This window comes from Ancylobacter koreensis (assembly GCF_023016525.1).
In the GTDB taxonomy this organism is placed as follows: Bacteria; Pseudomonadota; Alphaproteobacteria; order Rhizobiales; family Xanthobacteraceae; genus Ancylobacter; species Ancylobacter koreensis.
This window is the reverse complement of sequence record NZ_JALKCG010000012.1, coordinates 1-19045: the sequence shown is the minus strand read 5'-3', so window position 1 is coordinate 19045 and position 19045 is coordinate 1. Positions and strand designations below refer to the sequence as shown.

Genomic DNA, 19045 nt, shown 5'->3' with positions numbered 1-19045 from the left:
CGTCTTGCCATGGTCAACATGGCCAATCGTCCCAATGTTGCAGTGAGGCTTCGAACGGTTGAACTTCTCTTTGGCCACGGGGCTCTCCGTCGGTATTCAAAAGTTGGATACGAAATCGCTCGGTCGTTCGGCCGTACGCGTCACGCGTACTTGGCCTGGACTTCCTGCGCGACGTTCGACGGCACCTGCTCGTAGTGGTCGAACTGCATGGTGAAGGTCGCGCGGCCCTGGGAGAAGGACCGCAGCGTGTTGACGTAGCCGAACATGTTGGCGAGCGGCACCATCGCGTTCACGACGTTCGCATTGCCACGCATGTCCTGGCCCTGGATCTGGCCGCGGCGGGAGTTGAGGTCGCCGATGACCGAGCCGGTGTAGTCTTCCGGGGTGACGACCTCGACCTTCATGATCGGTTCGAGGAGCACCGGGCCGCCCTTCTGCAGGGCTTCGCGGAACGCCGCACGGGAGGCGATTTCGAAGGCGAGCGCCGACGAGTCGACTTCGTGGTAGGCACCGTCGGTCAGCGTCACCTTGACGTCGACCACCGGGAAGCCGGCGAGCACGCCGTTGCCCAGCACGCTCTCGAGGCCCTTGTTGACGCCCGGGATGTATTCCTTGGGCACCGCGCCGCCGATGATCGCGCTCTCGAAGGCGAAGCCCTTGCCGACTTCGTTCGGCTCGACGGTGAACTTTACGCGGGCGAACTGGCCGGTACCGCCGGTCTGCTTCTTGTGCGTGTAGTCGACCTCGGTCTTCTTCGTGATCGTCTCGCGATAGGCGACCTGCGGGGCTCCGATATTGGCGTCGACCTTGTAGGTGCGCTTCAGGATGTCGACCTTGATGTCGAGGTGCAGTTCGCCCATGCCCTTGAGGATGGTCTGGCCGCTCTCGTGATCGGTCGACACGCGGAAGGACGGATCCTCCGCCGCCAGCTTGGCGAGCGCCAGACCCAGCTTCTCCTGGTCGGCCTTCGACTTCGGCTCGATGGCGATCTCGATGACGGGCTCGGGGAACTCCATCTTCTCGAGGATCACGGGCTTGGCGGGATCGCAGAGCGTGTCGCCGGTGCGGACTTCCTTGAGGCCGGCGAGCGCGACGATGTCGCCCGCATAGGCTTCCTTGATGTCCTCGCGGTTGTTCGCATGCATCAGCAGCATGCGGCCGACGCGCTCCTTCTTGTCGCGGGTCGAGTTCAGCAGGCCCATGCCGGCCTCGAGCTTGCCCGAGTAGATGCGGCAGAAGGTGATCGTGCCGACGAAGGGGTCGTCCATGATCTTGAAAGCGAGAACCGACAGCGGGTCGGAATCGGTCGGGTTGCGGACGGTCTCTTCCTCGGTGTCGAAGTCGATGCCCTTGATCGCACCGCGATCGATCGGCGACGGCAGGAAATCGCACACCGCGTCGAGCAGCGGCTGCACGCCCTTGTTCTTGAAGGCAGAGCCGCAGAAGACCGGGTTGAACACGCGGCCGATGACGGCCTTGCGGATCAGACCCTTGAGGGTCTCCTCGTCCGGCTCCACACCGTCGAGATAGGCGGTCAGCACATCGTCGTCGAGCTCGACGGCCGCTTCGAGCAGCTTGCCGCGATATTCGACGGCCTTGTCGAGCAGATCGGCCGGGATCTCTTCGTCGTGATACTTCGCGCCGAGCTCTTCATTGTCCCACACGACCGCCTTCATGCGGACGAGGTCGATGACGCCCTTGAAGTTGTTCTCCGAGCCGATCGGGAGCTGGCAGCACACCGGCTTGCCGTCCACGCGGTCGATGATCATCTCGACGCAGCGGTAGAAGTCCGCGCCGGTCTTGTCCATCTTGTTGACGAACACGATGCGCGGCACGTTGTACTTGTCGGCCTGGCGCCACACGGTCTCGGTCTGCGGCTCGACGCCCTGGTTGCCGTCGAGAACGCAAACCGCGCCGTCGAGCACGCGCAGCGAACGCTCGACTTCGATGGTGAAGTCGACGTGGCCGGGGGTGTCGATGATGTTGAGGCGCTTGCCGTGCCAGAAAGCGGTCGTCGCGGCCGACGTGATGGTGATGCCGCGCTCCTGCTCCTGGGTCATCCAGTCCATGGTGGCAGCGCCATCATGGACTTCGCCGATCTTGTGGCTCTTGCCGGTGTAGTAGAGGATCCGCTCGGTCGTGGTGGTCTTGCCGGCATCGATGTGGGCCATGATGCCGAAGTTGCGGTAGTCTTCGATAGCGTGCGTGCGCGACATAATCAGATCCTCGTCCCGGCTCTCGTCATCACCAGCGGTAGTGAGAGAAGGCGCGGTTCGCCTCCGCCATGCGGTGGGTGTCTTCACGTTTCTTCACGGCGGTGCCGCGATTGTTCGAGGCGTCGAGCAATTCGCCCGACAGACGCTCGACCATGGTCTTTTCGTTCCGGGCGCGGGCCGCGGTGATGAGCCAGCGGATCGCCAGCGCCTGACGGCGCTCGGGGCGCACTTCGACGGGCACCTGGTAGGTGGCGCCGCCGACGCGGCGGGAGCGCACCTCGATGGCCGGGCTCACATTGTCGAGCGCCGAGGTGAACACGCCCAGCGGCTCCGACTTGGCACGGCTCTCGACGAGGTCGAGCGCGCCATAGACGATGGCTTCGGCGACCGACTTCTTGCCGTCATACATGACGGCGTTCATGAAGCGGCTGAGCACCTCGCTCCCGAACTTGGGATCCGGGGTGACTTCACGGCGCTCTGCACGATGACGACGGGACATCGCTCAAACCTCACTTCGGCCGCTTGGCGCCGTACTTCGAACGGCGCTGCTTGCGATTCTTGACGCCCTGCGTATCGAGCACGCCGCGCAGGATGTGATAGCGCACGCCGGGAAGATCCTTGACGCGGCCGCCGCGGATCATGACCACGGAGTGTTCCTGCAGGTTGTGCCCCTCGCCGGGGATGTAACCGATGACTTCGTAGCCATTGGTCAAACGAACCTTGGCGACCTTACGAAGCGCCGAGTTCGGCTTCTTCGGGGTCGTCGTATAGACGCGGGTGCAAACGCCGCGCTTCTGCGGGCTGGCCTGCAGCGCCGGAACCTTGTTCCGGGCCTTCTGGGCTTCCCGCGGCTTGCGGATCAGCTGGTTGATCGTCGGCACGTGTCTCGCCTTCGTCTCGCTGCGCTAAGGACGCAATGTCCCGCGCTAACCCAATTTCCGCGGCCACAACCGCATTCGCTCTCGACGGTTCGGAACAGTCTGCACGTCGCCCTGGGGCGTGTTCTCGGCTAGCCTGCGAACGAAAGAAGCGCCGCCGGCCAGATCCTGGCCGAGGGCGCTGTACGTTCAGAGGATCACGCGAGCGGTCCTGAAACCGCCCTGTTGCGCGATCATGCGCCGAATTTGGTCGTGCATGCGTCCCGGCAGCGTCTTGGGATTCTGTGTCCGGACAGGGCGTCCAAACGCGGTAATTCCAACCGCCTGCCGTGAAAGTAGGCGCCTTCTACGCGCCGAGTCGCCTTTCGTCAACCCCGAACCGCAACTTTGCGCGCTCACGCCCGCGTGCGAGCCGTTGAAGACGTTAGATTTCGCGCCGCCGTCACGCAGCGCAAGGAAGTGACGCGCCCCCGCCTAGCCGGCGTCGACGTCGGGACGGAGACCCGGCGACTCGTTCCGACTCGCGGCGAAGGCCTCCCGCACCGCCGTCATCTCATCGCGCAGACGCACGAGATCGGCAACCGTCTGCTGCGAGGCGCACAGAATCGCCTCGGGAATCGCCCGCGCCTTCTCCTGCAGGGCGAGCCCTTCCGCCGTCGCTGCGACGATGAGCTGGCGCTCATTGTCCGGGTTGCGGCGGCGGCTGACGAGGCCGAGCTGTTCGAGGCGCTTGAGCAGCGGCGTGAGGGTCGAAGAATCGAGCAGCATGCGCTCGGCGATTCCCCCCACGGTCTGCGTGCCGCCCTCCCAGAGCAGCAGCATGACGAGATATTGCGGATAGGTCAGGCCGAGCGGCTCCAGCAGCGGCCGGTAGGTGCGCATCACCGCATGGGTCGCCGAATAGAGCGCGAAGCAGAACTGGCCCTCCAGCCTGCGGGCATCCTCGGTCTCGCTCATCGCACCCTCCTCTCTCTGCCCCGCCTGCCCCACGCCTCGATCCGGCCGTCCGTGACGCCTGTGGCGCCGGCGAACACGCCGTCGCGGCCCTCTTGACCCCGGCGCCCTGCCCGCTCGTAGACAGCGCTCCCAGCGGCCCGGCGGGGAACCTACCTCGGGAAACCTATCACGAAATTAGTTATCGCGATAAGTTTTCGCTAGACAGGCATCGGGCGACCCGCTATCCGATTTATATCGCGCACGATTGATTGGCGCACAGGGACAACCGGGCGGCAGCCCCCTCACGGAGAACCATCATGAACATCCTCTACAAGACGCAGGCGACCGCCACCGGCGGGCGCACCGGCTCCGCCGCGACCTATGATGGGGCGCTGAAGGTCGATCTCGTCACCCCGAAGGAACTCGGCGGGCCCGGCGGCACGGGCAACAACCCCGAGCAGCTCTTCGCCGCCGGCTATTCCGCCTGCTTCCTCGGCGCCATCAAGTTCGTGGCCGGCCAGCAGAAGATCAAGGTGCGCGACGACAGCACCGTCACCGCCGACGTCGGCATCGGCCCGCGCGCCGACGGCGGCGGCTTCGGCCTCGACGTGGCGCTCACCATCAGCCTGCCCGACATCGAGCGCGCCGTGGCCGAGGATCTGGTGCAGCGTGCCCACATCGTCTGCCCCTACTCGCACGCCACCAAGGGCAGCCTCGACGTGCGCCTGACGGTGGCGTGAGCCCTACCGATCCAACGTCATCCCGGACGGCCACAAGGCCGATCCGGGATCGCTACCAGAATGGAGAGCGATCCCGGCTCTTCGCCGCGCTGCGGCCGGGATGACGACCTCAACCTGCGCAAACGAAAAGGGCCGCTCCTCACGGAGCGGCCCTTCTTTTTTATCAGGACCCGGATCGCCGGGACCCAAGCCGGACCGATCACTCCGCCGCGGCGGGGCCTTCGATCTGCGGCGCGTTGCTGGCGCCATTGTCCTGCTCGTTCTGCGCGGCGATCAGGTCGTCGCGGGTCGTCGCGGTCACACGCAGCTTGGCCATCTGGGCGCCGGTGCCGGCCGGGATGAGACGGCCGACAATGACGTTCTCCTTGAGGCCGGCGAGGTCGTCGGACTTGCCGTTGACCGCCGCTTCGGTGAGCACCCGGGTGGTCTCCTGGAAGGAGGCCGCCGAGATGAAGGAGCGCGTCTGCAGGCTCGCCTTGGTGATGCCGAGCAGCACCGGGTGGCCGGCCGCAGGCTTCTTGCCCTCGGCGATGAGCACCTCGTTCAGCTCGTTCAGCTCCGACGCGTCGATCTGCTCGTTGGTGAGCAGGTCGCTGTCGCCAGCGTCGTCGATCTCAACCTTCTGCAGCATCTGGCGGACGATCACCTCGATGTGCTTGTCGTTGATCAGCACGCCCTGCAGCCGGTAGACCTCCTGGATCTCGTTGACGAGATAGGCGGCGAGTTCCTCGACGCCCTTGATGGCCAGGATGTCGTGCGGCGCCGGGTTGCCGTCGACGATGAAGTCGCCCTTCTCGACGAGGTCGCCATCCTGAAGGTGGATGTGCTTGCCCTTCGGGATCAGGTACTCGACCTGCTCGTCGGTCGAATCCTGCGGCTCGATGCTCACGCGGCGCTTGTTCTTGTAGTCCTTGCCGAAGCGGATCGTGCCGGAGATCTCGGCGATGATCGCTGCGTCCTTCGGACGACGCGCCTCGAACAGCTCCGCCACGCGCGGCAGACCGCCCGTGATGTCGCGGGTCTTGGCGGACTCCATGGGCACGCGGGCGAGCACGTCGCCGGCCTTGATCGGCGCGCCGGGGTCGGCCGAGAGGATCGCCTCCACCGGCAGCGTATAGCGGGCATCGCCGCCGCGCTGCAGCTTCAGCACCTTCCCGTCCGGACCCTTGACCACCAGCGAGGGACGCAGCTCCGAGCCACGGCCCGTGCGCCAGTCGGTGACGACGCGCTTGGCGATGCCGGTCGATTCGTCGACCGTCTCGCTGAGCGAGGCGCCTTCCACCAGGTCCTCGTAGCCCACCGTACCCTCGACTTCCGTCAGGATCGGGCGGGTGTAGGGGTCCCACTCGGCGATGCGCTGGCCGCGCTTGATCGTGTCGCCCTCGTCCACCTTCAGCTTGGCGCCGAACTGGATGCGGTGCGCCGCCTTCTCGCTGCCGTCATGGTCCATGATCAGCACGGAGAGGTTGCGGCTCATCGCGATCAGCTCGCCGTCCGAGTTCCGCACCACATTGCGGTTGCGGATCTTCACCGTGCCCTCGAACGAGGCCTCAATGAAGGACTGCTCGGAAAGCTGCGCCGCGCCGCCGATGTGGAAGGTGCGCATGGTGAGCTGGGTGCCCGGCTCGCCGATCGACTGCGCCGCGATGACGCCGACCGCTTCGCCGATGTTCACCGGCGTGCCACGCGCGAGGTCGCGGCCGTAGCAGGTGCCGCAGACGCCGTTCTTGGCCTCGCAGGTCAGCACGGAGCGGATCTTGATCTCCTGCACGCCGGCCTTCGAGATGCGTTCGACATCCGCCTCGTCGATCATGTGACCGGCGGGGATCAGCACATTGCCCGTGATGCCCTCGATCACGTCCTCGGCCGTGGTGCGGCCCAGCACGCGCGAGCCCAGCGTCGCCACGATCTGGCCCGCGTCGACGATGGCCCGCATGGCGATGCCGTTGTCGGTGCCGCAGTCGCGGATCGTGATGATGCTGTCCTGCGCCACGTCGACGAGACGACGGGTCAGGTAGCCCGAGTTCGCGGTCTTCAGCGCGGTGTCCGCGAGGCCCTTGCGGGCGCCGTGGGTCGAGTTGAAGTACTCGAGAACCGAGAGGCCTTCCTTGAAGTTCGAGATGATCGGCGTCTCGATGATCTCGCCCGACGGCTTGGCCATCAGGCCGCGCATGGCGGCGAGCTGGCGCATCTGCTCGCGCGAACCACGGGCGCCCGAATGGGCCATCATGTAGATCGAGTTGATCGGCTTGGCCCGGCCCGTCTTCGGGTCGGTCTTCACCGCCGAAATCTCGGCCATCATCTCGTCGGCGAGGCGCGCGGAGCACTTGCCCCAGGCGTCGACGACCTTGTTGTACTTCTCGCCCTGGGTGATCAGGCCGTCATTGTACTGCTGCTCGTACTCCTTGGTGAGCGCACGGGTCTCTTCGACCATGTCCCACTTCTTGGAGGGCACCACCATGTCGTCCTTGCCGAAGGAAATGCCGGCGCGGAAGGCGTTGGAGAAGCCGAGCGTCATGATCCGGTCGCAGAAGATGACCGTCTCCTTCTGACCGCAGTGGCGGTAGACGGTGTCGATCATGTTCGAGATTTCCTTCTTGGTCATCAGCTTGTTGACGACGTCGAAGGTGATCTTGGCGCTCCTGGGCAGCAGTTCGCCGAGCTTCATGCGGCCGGGCGTGGTCTCGTAGATCTTCGAGACGGGATCGCCGTTCTCGTCGACGCCGATGTGACGCCCGCGCACCTTGGTGTGCAGCGTGATGACCTTGTTGGACAGCGCGTGGTCGATCTCGCCCATGTTCGCAAAGGCCATGCCCTCGCCGGGCTCGCCGTCGCGCATCATGGTCAGGTAGTACAGGCCGAGCACGATGTCCTGCGAGGGCACGATGATCGGCGCGCCGTTCGCCGGGTGCAGGATGTTGTTGGTCGACATCATCAGCACGCGCGCTTCGAGCTGCGCCTCGATGGACAGGGGCACGTGCACCGCCATCTGGTCGCCGTCGAAGTCCGCGTTGAAGGCGGCGCAGACCAGCGGGTGAAGCTGGATCGCCTTGCCTTCGATGAGCACCGGCTCGAACGCCTGGATGCCCAGGCGGTGCAGCGTCGGGGCGCGGTTCAGCATCACCGGATGCTCGCGGATCACCTCGTCGAGGATGTCCCACACCTCGGGACGCTCCTTCTCGACCAGCTTCTTCGCCTGCTTCACGGTGGCGGACAGGCCCTTGGCGTCGAGGCGCGAATAGATGAAGGGCTTGAACAGCTCCAGCGCCATCTTCTTCGGCAGGCCGCACTGGTGCAGCTTCAGCTCGGGACCGACGACGATCACCGAACGGCCGGAGTAGTCGACGCGCTTGCCGAGCAGGTTCTGGCGGAACCGGCCCTGCTTGCCCTTCAGCATGTCGGCGAGCGACTTCAGCGGACGCTTGTTGGCGCCCGTGATGACGCGGCCGCGGCGGCCGTTGTCGAACAGCGCATCGACCGCTTCCTGAAGCATGCGCTTCTCGTTGCGGATGATGATGTCCGGCGCCTTCAGCTCGATCAGCCGCTTCAGGCGGTTGTTACGGTTGATGACGCGGCGGTACAGGTCGTTGAGGTCGGAGGTCGCGAAGCGGCCGCCATCCAGCGGGACGAGCGGGCGCAGGTCCGGCGGGATCACCGGGACATGCGTCAGGATCATCCATTCCGGCTTGTTGCCGGACTCCTGGAAGGCCTCGACGATCTTCAGGCGCTTGGCCAGCTTCTTCGGCTTGAGCTCGGTGGTCGCCTCGGCGATCTCCTTGCGCAGATTGCCGGCGATCTTTTCGAGGTCCATGCCGCGCAGCAGCTCGCGGATCGCCTCCGCGCCGATCAGCGCGGTGAACGAATCCTCGCCATATTCCTCGCCGGCGCGCAGGAAGTCCTCTTCCGAGAGGAGCTGACGCTCCTTCAGCGGGGTGAGGCCCGGCTCGATGACGCAGTAGTACTCGAAGTACAGGATGCGCTCGAGGTCCTTGAGCGTCATGTCGAGCAGCAGGCCGATGCGGCTCGGCAGCGACTTCAGGAACCAGATATGCGCGACGGGAGCGGCCAGCTCGATGTGGCCCATGCGCTCGCGGCGCACGCGCGACAGCGTGACCTCGACGCCGCACTTCTCGCAGATGATGCCCTTGTACTTCATGCGCTTGTACTTGCCGCACAAGCACTCGTAGTCCTTGATCGGCCCGAAGATGCGCGCGCAGAACAGACCGTCACGCTCGGGCTTGAACGTACGGTAATTGATCGTCTCCGGCTTCTTGATCTCACCGAAGGACCACGACAGGATCTTTTCCGGACTCGCGATCGAGATCTTGATCTGATCGAAAGTCGGCGCCGGCGCCGCCGGGTTGAAGAGATTCATGACCTCTTGATTCATCGCCGTCTCCTTCGGCTGGACCCCGCCTCCGCCGCCGCGGCTTGCTGGGGTCACTGAAAAGTCTGATCTGTCGAGCGATCGAAGGAGCGGACGCCGCGACGGCATCCGCTCCTGAAGTCAGCCGGTCATTCGGCCGCCGGCAGGCTCTCGCCCGGGGTCGGCACCGCCGAGAGGGTCTTGGAGTTCATCAGCTCGACGTTGAGGCCGAGCGAACGCATCTCCTTCACGAGAACGTTGAAGCTCTCGGGAATGCCCGCTTCGAAGGTGTCGTCGCCGCGCACGATCGCCTCGTAGACCTTGGTGCGGCCCGCGACGTCGTCCGACTTGACCGTGAGCATCTCCTGCAGCGTGTAGGCCGCGCCATACGCTTCCAGGGCCCACACCTCCATTTCGCCGAAGCGCTGGCCGCCGAACTGCGCCTTGCCGCCCAGCGGCTGCTGGGTGACGAGCGAGTACGGACCGATCGAGCGCGCATGGATCTTGTCGTCGACAAGATGATGCAGCTTCAGCATGTAGATGTAGCCGACCGTCACCTTACGGTCGAACTGCTCGCCGGTGCGGCCGTCGAACAGGGTCGACTGCGCCGACTTGTCGAGGCCCGCCAGTTCCAGCATGTGCTCGATGTCCGCCTCGCGGGCGCCATCGAAGACAGGCGTGGCGATCGGCACGCCGCGGCGCAGGTTCGATCCCAGCTCGACCAGACCTTCCTCGTCGAGCGAGGCGACGGTCTCGTCCTTGCCGTAGATCTTGCCGAACGCGTCCTTGAGGGGGGCAATGTCGGCGGTCTGGCGGTAGCTCTCGATGGCACGGTCGATGACCTTGCCGAGACCCGCACAGGCCCAGCCCAGATGCGTTTCAAGGATCTGCCCGACATTCATGCGCGAGGGCACGCCGAGCGGGTTGAGCACCATGTCGACCGGGGTGCCGTCCTCAAGGAACGGCATGTCCTCGACCGGGACGATGCGCGAGACCACGCCCTTGTTGCCGTGCCGGCCGGCCATCTTGTCGCCCGGCTGGATCTTGCGCTTCACGGCGATGAAGACCTTGACCATCTTCATCACGCCCGGGGGCAACTCGTCGCCGCGCTGGAGCTTCTCGACCTTGTCGAGGAAACGCTGCTCAAGGCGCTTCTTGGACTCGTCGTACTGGTTGCGGATCGCTTCCAGCTCGCCCATCAGGTGGTCGTCGGCAATGGCGAACTGCCACCACTGGCTGCGCGGATAGTCGGCCAGCACCGAACGGGTGATGGCGGTATCCTTCTTGAAGCCCTTGGGGCCGGCGACGCCGGTCTTGCCGTCCAGCATCTCGGCCAGGCGGCCGAAGACGTTGCGGTCGAGGATGGCCTGCTCGTCGTCGCGGTCCTTGGCGAGACGCTCGATCTCCTCGCGCTCGATCGCCTGGGCGCGCTCGTCCTTGTCCACGCCGTGGCGGTTGAACACGCGCACCTCGACGACCGTGCCGGTGACGCCGGGGGGAACGCGCAGCGAGGTGTCGCGCACGTCCGCCGCCTTCTCGCCGAAGATGGCGCGAAGCAGCTTCTCTTCCGGGGTCATCGGGCTTTCGCCCTTCGGGGTGATCTTGCCGCAGAGGATGTCGCCGGCCTGCACCTCGGCACCGATATAGACGATGCCGGCTTCGTCCAGATTCTTCAGCGCCTCTTCCGACACGTTCGGAATGTCGCGCGTGATTTCCTCCGGACCCAGCTTGGTGTCGCGGGCCATAACCTCGAACTCCTCGATGTGGATCGAGGAGAAGACGTCGCCCTTGGAGATGTTCTCCGACAGCAGGATCGAGTCTTCGAAGTTGTAGCCGTTCCACGGCATGAAGGCGACGAGGATGTTCCGGCCGAGCGCGAGATCGCCGAGGTCGGTGGAGGGACCGTCCGCGATGATGTCGCCCTTCGCCACCCGGTCGCCCACGCGCACCAGCGGACGCTGGTTGATGCAGGTCGACTGATTGGAACGCTGGAACTTCTGCAGGCGATAGATGTCGACGCCCGACTTCGACGCGTCGGTCTCTTCCGTCGCGCGGATGACGATACGGGTGGCGTCCACCTGGTCGATCACGCCGGTGCGGCGGGCGGCGATGGCGGCGCCCGAGTCACGAGCGACGACGGACTCCATGCCCGTGCCGACGAAGGGCGCGTCGGCGCGAACCAGCGGCACCGCCTGGCGCTGCATGTTCGAGCCCATCAGCGCGCGGTTCGCGTCGTCGTTCTCAAGGAACGGGATGAGCGCGGCGGCGACCGAGACGAGCTGCTTGGGCGACACGTCCATGAAGTCGACGCGGTCCGGCGTCACCAGCAGAACGTCGCCGGCGTGGCGGCAAACCACGAGGTCTTCCACGAAGCGGCCTTCGCCGTCGAGCGGGATGTTCGCCTGCGCGACGTAGTACTTCCCCTCCTCCATGGCGGAGAGATAGACCACCTCGCCCTGCACCTGCCCGTCCTTCACGCGGCGATAGGGCGCCTCGATGAAGCCGTACTTGTTCACGCGGGCGAAGGTCGCCAGCGAGTTGATGAGGCCGATATTCGGGCCTTCCGGCGTCTCGATCGGGCAGATGCGGCCGTAATGCGTCGGGTGCACGTCGCGCACCTCGAAGCCGGCGCGCTCGCGCGTCAGGCCGCCCGGGCCAAGCGCCGAGAGACGGCGCTTGTGGGTGATCTCCGACAGCGGGTTGGTCTGGTCCATGAACTGCGAGAGCTGCGACGAGCCGAAGAACTCGCGCACGGCCGCGGCGACCGGCTTCGCGTTGATCAGGTCCTGCGGCATCACGGTGTCGATGTCGACGGACGACATGCGCTCCTTGATGGCGCGCTCCATGCGCAGCAGGCCGACGCGGTACTGGTTCTCCATCAGCTCGCCGACGGAGCGGACGCGGCGATTGCCGAGGTGATCGATGTCGTCGATCTCGCCCTTGCCGTCGCGCAGCTCGACCAGCGTTCTGATGACCGCGAGAATGTCCTCGCGGCGCAGCACGCGCACCGTGTCGGCGGCGTCGAGGTCGAGACGCATGTTCATCTTCACGCGGCCGACCGCGGAGAGGTCGTAGCGCTCGGCGTCGAAGAACAGCGAGTGGAACATCGCCTGCGCGGAATCGAGCGTGGGCGGCTCGCCCGGACGCATCACGCGGTAGATGTCGAACAGCGCGTCCTCGCGGGTGACGTTCTTGTCGATCGCCAGCGTGTTGCGGATGTAGGCGCCCACATTCACGTGGTCGATGTCGAGGATCGGCACCTCGTCATAGCCGAGGTCGACAAGCTGCTTGAGCAGCTTCTCGGTCACTTCCTCGCCGGCCTCGACATAGATCTCGCCCGTCGACGGGTTCACCAGATCCTCGGCGATGTACTGGCCGAGCATCTCGTCATCGGAGATCTTGAGGGCCTTGAGGCCCTTCTCGGCGAGCTGGCGGGCCTGGCGGACCGTGACCTTCTTGCCGGCCTCGATCACCACTTCGCCGGTGTCGGCGTCGACGAGATCGGAGACCGACTTGTAGCCCTTCATCCGCTTGGGATCGAAGGGCATGCGCCAGCCGTCCTTCGTGCGGGTGAAGGAGATGGTCTCGTAGAAGGTGTTGAGGATTTCCTCGCCGTCGAGGCCGAGGGCGAACAGCAGGCTCGTCACCGGAATCTTGCGGCGGCGGTCGATGCGCGCATAGACGATGTCCTTGGCGTCGAACTCGATGTCGAGCCAGGAACCGCGATAGGGAATGATGCGGGCGGCGAAGAGCAGCTTGCCCGAGGAGTGCGTCTTGCCCTTGTCGTGGTCGAAGAAGACGCCCGGCGAGCGGTGCATCTGGGACACGATCACGCGCTCGGTGCCGTTCACGATGAACGTACCGTTCGACGTCATGAGCGGGATATCGCCCATGTAGACGTCCTGCTCCTTGATGTCCTTGACGGACTTGGCGCCGGTGTCCGGATCGACATCGAACACGATGAGGCGGAGCGTCACCTTCAGCGGCGCAGCGAACGTCATGCCGCGCTGGCGGCACTCGTCCACGTCATACTTCGGCAGCTCGAACTCGTAGCGGACGAATTCGAGCATGGCCGCGCCCGAGAAGTCCGAGATCGGGAAAACCGACTTGAATACCGCCTGAATGCCGTCGTCCGCGCGACCGCCCTTCGGCTCGTCGATCTGCAGGAACTGGTCATAGGACGCCTTCTGAACCTCGATGAGGTTCGGCATCTCGGCCACTTCCTTGATCTTGCCGAAAAACTTGCGGACCCGCTTACGACCGGTGAACGTCTGCGCCATGTCGCTCCTCGCTCCGTCCGAGTATCCGTCGCGCCAGCCACGGCCCGGGCGAAAGGCCCGGCAGCGGTGGTGGCACATGCTTGCGAAAGGAATCGGTCAAAAGGATGGGGCGATGGCGCCCGGCCTCCTGGCCACTCCGCAAACCGACGGCTCGCCGGACGATCCCTTGCGGATCGTCGGGGAAGCCGTCGGGCTTCCCGTTTCGCCCTCGCCTGCGGCGAAGGCAGAGGCCGCCGGCGAACCGGCGGCCTCCAATGATCAGATGATTACTTGAGCTCGACCTTGGCGCCGGCCTTCTCGACCTGAGCCTTGATCTTCTCGGCCTCGTCCTTGGAGACGCCTTCCTTGATCGGCTTGGGCGCGCCTTCGACGAGGTCCTTGGCTTCCTTGAGGCCCAGGCCGGTGATGGCGCGGACTTCCTTGATGACCTCGATCTTCTTGTCGCCGGCGGCAGCCAGGACAACGGTGAACTCGGTCTGCTCTTCGACCGGCGCGGCCGCAGCGGCAGCACCCGGAGCGGCGGCAACGGCCACGGCGGCCGCGGCGGAGACGCCCCACTTCTCTTCGAGGAGCTTCGCGAGCTCGGCAGCCTCGAGAACGGTCAGGTTGGAAAGCTCGTCGACGAGCTTCGACAGATCAGCCATTTTACTTAAGTCCTTGGATTTCGGTTCGAACCAGATTTAAACCGGGAAGCCTCACGCGGCTTCGTTCTCTCGGGCATAGGCCCCAAACACACGGGCGAGCTTCGCCGCCGGCGCGGTGCTGAGCTGCGCGATCTTCGTCGCCGGGGCCTGGATGAGGCCGATCAGCTTCGCGCGCAGTTCATCGAGGGACGGCATGGTGGCCAGAGCCTTCACACCATCCACATTGAGGGCCGTCTTGCCGAACGCCCCGCCCAGGATGACGAACTTGTCGTTCGCCTTGGCGAAGTCGACGGCAACCTTCGGAGCCGCTACGGGATCGCTCGAATAAGCGATGATGGTCGGACCCTTCAGCAGGGACGCGACGTGAGCGACATCCGAACCTTCGAGAGCGATCTTGGCGAGGCGGTTCTTGGCCACCTTCACAGTCGCACCGTTCGCCTTCATCTGCCGACGCAGGGTCTGCAGCTGGGCGACGGTGAGGCCGGAATAGTGGGCCACGACGACGACCGAGGTGGTGTTGAACACCTCGGTGAGCGACGTGACGAGCTCTTCTTTTTGTGCTCGATCCACTTCACTTGCTCTCCGGTGGCGAGGAAGAAATCTCCCCCGCCGGGTTTGCGCCTTGCCGCCCCTCCTCGCAGAGAGACGACGGTTAGTATCCTGTCCCCCTGGGACCCGGAAAAACCGGCCAAGGCGCTGGTTCGAGCCGAAAGCCGGGACCCGCTGAACGGAACCCTCGTCTCGGTCGTACCCCGTCTATGCTGGCCCCGGAGCGGGATTAAGCCTCCTCGAAGAGGGGCACCGGCAGTCTCGGACAGGACTTAAAGCCGGCAAGGCGAACCCTGCCGGCCTCTCCACCCGGTTTTACGCGGGCGAAAGCTGCGAATATGTAGGCTCGCTCCCGACTCATGGCCGGGGGCGAAACCGCCCATATAGTGGGTCGTTCGGGATTTGTCACCCCTGATAGCACCAAGGGCTTGACAAATCCACATCGCCGCGATCACGGGGCCGCGACCGGCTCCATGATCGCCGCGATGCCGGAACGAGGTCAGCTCGCGGCCGACAGCACCGACGAGGTCTCGACCTTCAGGCCGGGGCCCATGGTCGAGGACAGCGCGATGCGCTGCACATAGGTGCCCTTGGCACCGGTCGGCTTGGCCTTGACCACCGCGTCGGCGAAGGCGCGGATGTTCTCGGCGAGCTTGTCGACCGGGAACGAGGCCTTGCCGATGCCGGCGTGGATGATGCCGGCCTTCTCGACGCGGAACTCGACCGCGCCGCCCTTGGCCGCCTCGACGGCGCCCTTGACGTCCATGGTCACGGTGCCGACCTTCGGGTTCGGCATCAGGCCGCGCGGGCCGAGCACCTTGCCGAGACGGCCGACCAGCGGCATCAGGTCCGGGGTCGCGATGCAGCGATCGAAGTCGATCGTGCCGCCCTGGATGGTCTCCAGCAGATCCTCGGCGCCGACGATGTCGGCACCCGCCGCCTTGGCCTCGTCCGCCTTGGCGCCGCGCGCGAACACGGCGACGCGCACGGTGCGGCCCGAGCCGTTCGGCAGGTTGCACACGCCACGCACCATCTGGTCGGCGTGACGGGGATCGACGCCGAGATTCATCGCCACTTCGATGGTCTCGTCGAACTTGGCGTTGGCCCGGTCCTTCAGGAGCTTGAGAGCCTCGTCGAGCCCGTAGAGCTTGACGGGATCGACACCCTCACGGACGGCACGCACACGCTTGGAAATCTTGGCCATCAGCTCAACCCACCACTTCGAGGCCCATGGAACGGGCGGAGCCCTCGATCATCCGGACCGCCGAATCGACGTTATCGGCATTGAGGTCCTTCATCTTCTTCTCGGCGATCTCCGCGAGCTGGGCGCGCGTGACCTTGCCGGCGAAGCCGCCCTTGCCCGGAGTCTTGGAGCCCGAGCCCGGCTTCTTCTTCGTCTCGAGGCCGGCGGCCTTCTTGAGGAAGTAGGAGACCGGAGGGGTCTTCAGCTCGAAGGTGAAGGAACGGTCCTGATAGGCGGTGATCACCACCGGGATCGGCATGCCCTTTTCGAGCTGGCCGGTCTGGGCGTTGAACGCCTTGCAGAATTCCATGATGTTGAGGCCGCGCTGACCGAGCGCCGGGCCGATCGGCGGCGCGGGGTTGGCCGAGCCGGCCGGCACCTGCAACTTGATGTAGCCGGTGATCTTCTTCGCCATGACGAACTCCTCGGCATCGCGGCTGCCGGCCGCAAACGCCAAAGCACGCCGTCGCGACGGCTTCATCGCGGGCGGCGTATATGGAGGATCGCGGTCGCGGCACGTGTTTCACGCCGGCTGGCGAACCGGCCGTGCCTCCCGCGTATGAATGCGCTCCGGGGAACGCGCCGCTGCGATACAGCAATTTGCGTGCCGACGCAACGTCGCCATCCGCGAGCAAGGGCCGCGACGGCCTCGGGTGGACCCGATCAGGCCGCCGAGGGGAGCGCCCGCCCCCGTCCGCTGCGACGCGCCTCGCGGGCGAGGATGGCGTCGGCGTCGAGGCTGCGGATCGGCGTGGCGAGGTCGCGCGGCACGTCACCCTCCAACTGGAGCGCGAGGTAGCGCCCGCAGCACACGCGCAGGAACGAGGCGAAATTCTCCACCCCGCCATGGGCGAAGACGAGTTCCTCATGCAGCTTCGCCAGAAGCTGACCCAGACTCATGCCGTCGCGCTGGGCGATCTCGTCGAGCACCTGCCAGTAGAGGTTCTCCAGCCGCACGCTGGTGGAATAGCCGTGCAGCCGCACCGATTTCAGCCGCGTCTGCCACAGCCGGGGATCGGCCTCGATGAAGAGCTTGCACATGACGCCCCTCCCTTTCGCGGCGGAGCCGTCCGCCCCGCCGCTCCATCATAATCCCGCGCGCGCCCGCCGCGAAGCGGGCACCCGGCGTCAGGCCGCCTGGCGGATCGAGGTGTTCACCTCGCCATGGCTGATGCTCGTGCCCAGCACGGCGAGGAACTGGCCGATCCAGGCGGGATGCGCCGGCCAGGCCGGGGCGGAGACGAGGTTGCCGTCGGTCACCGCCGCGTCGATGGCGATGTCGGCATAGGTGCCGCCGGCGAGCTCCACCTCGGCGCGGCAGGCGGGATAGGCCGAGCACAGCCGCCCTTCCAGAACCTTCGCGCCGGCGAGAAGCTGCGCACCGTGGCAGATGGCGGCCACCGGCTTGTTCGCCGAAAAGAAGTGCCGGACGATCTCGATGGCCCGCGCGTTCATCCGCAGATATTCCGGCGCCCGCCCGCCGGGAATCACCAGCGCGTCGTAGCGGGCCGGGTCGATGTCGGCGAAGGTCGCGTTGAGCGCGAAATTGTGGCCGCGCTTCTCCGAATAGGTCTGCTGGCCCTCGAAATCGTGGATCGCGGTCGCCACGCTGTCGCCGGCCTTCTTGTCCGGGCACGCCGCGTGGACGGTGTGGCCGACGGCGAGCAGCGCCTGATAGGGCACCATGGTCTCGTAATCTTCGACGAAGTCGCCGACGATCATCAGGATGCGTTTGCCTGCCATTGTCTCCTCCCTGTTGCTGCCGCCGTCCGTTCCGCGCGGCAGGGCTTGCAGGGAGGATAGGCGCGCCGGCGGCGTCCGGGGTGTTAACCGGTTAACGCGCGCTCAGGGTCTCCCGGCAAACGAAAAAGGGCGCCGCCGAAGCTGCGCCCTCCCGGAATGCCGTGCTCGGTGAAACCCGTCAGGTCTTCTCGACCTGCGCGAACTCCAGCTCCACGGGCGTGGCGCGGCCGAAGATCGACACCGCCACCTTGAGGCGCGAGCGCGCGTCGTCGACTTCCTCGACGATGCCGTTGAACGAGGCGAAGGGACCGTCCGACACCTTGACCGTCTCGCCGACCTCGAAGGTGATCGAGGGCTTGGGACGCTCGATGCCTTCCTGCACCTGCTGAAGGATGCGCATGGCCTCCTTCTCGGCGATCGGCATCGGCTTGTTGTCGGCGCCGAGGAAGCCTGTGACCTTCGGCGTGTTCTTGATGAGGTGGAAGGCCTCGTCGGTGAGGTCCATCTTCACCAGCACGTAGCCGGGGAAGAACTTGCGCTCGGCGTCGACCTTGCGGCCGCGGCGCACCTCGACGACCTTCTCGGTCGGCACCAGCACCTGCTCGAACAGGTCGGTGAGCCCGCGCTGCGCGGCCTGCTCCTTGATGGAGTCGGCGACCTTCTTCTCGAAGTTCGAATAGGCGTGGACGATGTACCAGCGCATGGGCATCGCGTCTCTCCTCACCGGCCGATCTGGAGAACCTGAGCGATGACGAAGCTCAGGATCTGGTCGGCGACCAGGAAGAACAGCGAGGCCAGCACCACCATGACGAACACCATCGCCGTGGTGATCAGCGTCTCGCGACGGGTCGGCCAGGTCACCTTGCGCGCTTCCGCGCGGACCTGCTGGAAAAACTCGACCGGATTCGTCTTCGCCATGCTCGTCTCGAAACGCCTCTGATGCGACCCGCGCGCCCGCTCGTTCATGACGGCGGCGCCGGCCTGCAGGATGTCGTGGCGTGGCACCGGAAAGGCAACCCGCGACGGACCCTCAAATACACGAAGCGGGCGTATAGCCCGCAATACTGCCTCGCGTCAAAGGACGTTTGCCGCGTGCCCGCCACTCAGGGGAAGGAGTGGCAGGAGTGGAGGGACTCGAACCCCCAACCCCCGGTTTTGGAGACCGGTGCTCTAACCAGTTGAGCTACACTCCTAAAGAAGCGGACGGGGCCTTGCCCGGATCGCCCGCCTCTCGAATCGCGAGGCGACTATAGCCGGCGGCGCGCGAAGGTCGAGGGACGCGAAGCCGGTATCAACAGGCCGGTGTACCGGCGCACGGCGCCGGGACCGGAGCGGGACGCGGCCGGAGCCGCGTCCCTTCTCGTCACTCGATAATCGCGGCCACCACGCCGGCGCCGACGGTGCGGCCGCCTTCACGGATGGCGAAGCGCAGCTTGTCTTCCATCGCGAT

Annotated in this window: 17 protein-coding genes and 1 tRNA gene; 2 read left to right on the top strand and 16 right to left on the bottom strand. The window is 65.7% G+C overall.

Going from position 1 to position 19045, the window contains the following annotated elements; all coding sequences use genetic code 11:
• Nucleotides 1-140: 140 nt before the first annotated feature.
• The 4 genes from fusA to MWN33_RS18810 all read right to left on the bottom strand — a co-directional run bounded on the left by fusA (nt 141) and on the right by MWN33_RS18810 (nt 4051).
• Nucleotides 141-2216 carry an elongation factor G gene (fusA, locus tag MWN33_RS18825; RefSeq protein WP_247202594.1) on the bottom strand — a complete coding sequence of 692 codons (2076 nt, stop codon included), beginning with the start codon at nt 2214-2216 and terminating at the stop codon, nt 141-143.
• A 28-nt stretch (nt 2217-2244) separates the two neighbouring features.
• Nucleotides 2245-2715, bottom strand: coding sequence for a 30S ribosomal protein S7 (gene rpsG, locus MWN33_RS18820; protein ID WP_247202593.1), 471 nt, complete (start codon nt 2713-2715; stop codon nt 2245-2247).
• 10 nt (nt 2716-2725) lie between these two features.
• On the bottom strand, nt 2726-3097 hold the full coding sequence (gene rpsL / locus MWN33_RS18815; protein ID WP_018390597.1) for a 30S ribosomal protein S12: 372 nt from the start codon (nt 3095-3097) through the stop codon (nt 2726-2728).
• Nucleotides 3098-3568: 471 nt separating this feature from the next.
• Nucleotides 3569-4051, bottom strand: coding sequence for a MarR family winged helix-turn-helix transcriptional regulator (locus tag MWN33_RS18810; RefSeq protein ID WP_247202592.1), 483 nt, complete (start codon nt 4049-4051; stop codon nt 3569-3571).
• Nucleotides 4052-4347: 296 nt separating this feature from the next.
• On the opposite strand from MWN33_RS18810, the gene MWN33_RS18805 reads away from it, so the two are divergent.
• The gene (locus tag MWN33_RS18805) at nt 4348-4770 is read left to right on the top strand and encodes an organic hydroperoxide resistance protein (protein ID WP_247202591.1); all 423 of its coding nucleotides are present in this window, start codon (nt 4348-4350) and stop codon (nt 4768-4770) included.
• A gap of 199 nt (nt 4771-4969) precedes the next feature.
• Here MWN33_RS18805 and rpoC read toward each other — a convergent pair whose 3' ends face one another.
• Together rpoC and rpoB are read right to left on the bottom strand one after the other, a co-directional pair.
• The gene (gene rpoC, locus MWN33_RS18800) at nt 4970-9160 is read right to left on the bottom strand and encodes a DNA-directed RNA polymerase subunit beta' (protein WP_247202590.1); all 4191 of its coding nucleotides are present in this window, start codon (nt 9158-9160) and stop codon (nt 4970-4972) included.
• A 125-nt stretch (nt 9161-9285) separates the two neighbouring features.
• Nucleotides 9286-13416, bottom strand: coding sequence for a DNA-directed RNA polymerase subunit beta (gene rpoB / locus MWN33_RS18795; RefSeq protein ID WP_247202589.1), 4131 nt, complete (start codon nt 13414-13416; stop codon nt 9286-9288).
• 112 nt (nt 13417-13528) lie between these two features.
• On the opposite strand from rpoB, the gene MWN33_RS18790 reads away from it, so the two are divergent.
• On the top strand, nt 13529-13690 hold the full coding sequence (locus MWN33_RS18790) for a hypothetical protein (protein WP_247202588.1): 162 nt from the start codon (nt 13529-13531) through the stop codon (nt 13688-13690).
• On the opposite strand, the gene rplL is transcribed toward MWN33_RS18790, so the two are convergent.
• The 10 genes from rplL to MWN33_RS18740 all read right to left on the bottom strand — a co-directional run.
• On the bottom strand, nt 13683-14060 hold the full coding sequence (gene rplL / locus MWN33_RS18785) for a 50S ribosomal protein L7/L12 (protein WP_247202587.1): 378 nt from the start codon (nt 14058-14060) through the stop codon (nt 13683-13685). The two genes, MWN33_RS18790 and rplL, sit on opposite strands and share 8 nt — an antisense overlap.
• Before the next feature lie 51 nt (nt 14061-14111).
• Entirely contained in the window at nt 14112-14630 is a 519-nt protein-coding gene (rplJ, locus tag MWN33_RS18780; protein WP_247202586.1) for a 50S ribosomal protein L10, read from the bottom strand.
• A gap of 478 nt (nt 14631-15108) precedes the next feature.
• On the bottom strand, nt 15109-15813 hold the full coding sequence (rplA, locus tag MWN33_RS18775) for a 50S ribosomal protein L1 (protein WP_247202585.1): 705 nt from the start codon (nt 15811-15813) through the stop codon (nt 15109-15111).
• Nucleotides 15814-15817: 4 nt separating this feature from the next.
• Complete coding sequence (rplK, locus tag MWN33_RS18770; RefSeq protein WP_247202584.1) at nt 15818-16267, bottom strand: 50S ribosomal protein L11; 450 nt, start codon at nt 16265-16267, stop codon at nt 15818-15820.
• Nucleotides 16268-16515: 248 nt separating this feature from the next.
• Complete coding sequence (locus tag MWN33_RS18765; RefSeq protein ID WP_247202583.1) at nt 16516-16893, bottom strand: ribbon-helix-helix domain-containing protein; 378 nt, start codon at nt 16891-16893, stop codon at nt 16516-16518.
• An 87-nt stretch (nt 16894-16980) separates the two neighbouring features.
• Nucleotides 16981-17595 carry a DJ-1/PfpI family protein gene (locus MWN33_RS18760; protein WP_247202582.1) on the bottom strand — a complete coding sequence of 205 codons (615 nt, stop codon included), beginning with the start codon at nt 17593-17595 and terminating at the stop codon, nt 16981-16983.
• 178 nt (nt 17596-17773) lie between these two features.
• Nucleotides 17774-18304 carry a transcription termination/antitermination protein NusG gene (nusG, locus tag MWN33_RS18755; RefSeq protein WP_192636648.1) on the bottom strand — a complete coding sequence of 177 codons (531 nt, stop codon included), beginning with the start codon at nt 18302-18304 and terminating at the stop codon, nt 17774-17776.
• Nucleotides 18305-18315: 11 nt separating this feature from the next.
• On the bottom strand, nt 18316-18513 hold the full coding sequence (secE, locus tag MWN33_RS18750; protein ID WP_013166244.1) for a preprotein translocase subunit SecE: 198 nt from the start codon (nt 18511-18513) through the stop codon (nt 18316-18318).
• Between the two features lie 198 nt (nt 18514-18711).
• Nucleotides 18712-18788, bottom strand: a tRNA-Trp gene (locus MWN33_RS18745).
• 170 nt (nt 18789-18958) lie between these two features.
• The coding region (locus MWN33_RS18740; RefSeq protein WP_486187715.1) for an EF-Tu C-terminal domain-related protein at nt 18959-19045 on the bottom strand (87 nt) is incomplete at its 5' end.

Bases quoted from the DNA above. Each gene is read 5' to 3' on its own strand.
- fusA (WP_247202594.1), bottom strand. From the start codon at position 2,216: ATGTCGCGCACGCACGCTATCGAAGACTACCGCAACTTCGGCATCATG.
- rpsG (WP_247202593.1), bottom strand. From the start codon at position 2,715: ATGTCCCGTCGTCATCGTGCAGAGCGCCGTGAAGTCACCCCGGATCCC.
- MWN33_RS18810 (WP_247202592.1), bottom strand. From the start codon at position 4,051: ATGAGCGAGACCGAGGATGCCCGCAGGCTGGAGGGCCAGTTCTGCTTC.
- MWN33_RS18805 (WP_247202591.1), top strand. From the start codon at position 4,348: ATGAACATCCTCTACAAGACGCAGGCGACCGCCACCGGCGGGCGCACC.
- rpoC (WP_247202590.1), bottom strand. From the start codon at position 9,160: ATGAATCAAGAGGTCATGAATCTCTTCAACCCGGCGGCGCCGGCGCCG.
- rpoB (WP_247202589.1), bottom strand. From the start codon at position 13,416: ATGGCGCAGACGTTCACCGGTCGTAAGCGGGTCCGCAAGTTTTTCGGC.
- MWN33_RS18790 (WP_247202588.1), top strand. From the start codon at position 13,529: ATGGCGCCCGGCCTCCTGGCCACTCCGCAAACCGACGGCTCGCCGGAC.
- rplL (WP_247202587.1), bottom strand. From the start codon at position 14,060: ATGGCTGATCTGTCGAAGCTCGTCGACGAGCTTTCCAACCTGACCGTT.
- rplA (WP_247202585.1), bottom strand. From the start codon at position 15,813: ATGGCCAAGATTTCCAAGCGTGTGCGTGCCGTCCGTGAGGGTGTCGAT.
- rplK (WP_247202584.1), bottom strand. From the start codon at position 16,267: ATGGCGAAGAAGATCACCGGCTACATCAAGTTGCAGGTGCCGGCCGGC.
- MWN33_RS18765 (WP_247202583.1), bottom strand. From the start codon at position 16,893: ATGTGCAAGCTCTTCATCGAGGCCGATCCCCGGCTGTGGCAGACGCGG.
- MWN33_RS18760 (WP_247202582.1), bottom strand. From the start codon at position 17,595: ATGGCAGGCAAACGCATCCTGATGATCGTCGGCGACTTCGTCGAAGAT.
- nusG (WP_192636648.1), bottom strand. From the start codon at position 18,304: ATGCCCATGCGCTGGTACATCGTCCACGCCTATTCGAACTTCGAGAAG.
- secE (WP_013166244.1), bottom strand. From the start codon at position 18,513: ATGGCGAAGACGAATCCGGTCGAGTTTTTCCAGCAGGTCCGCGCGGAA.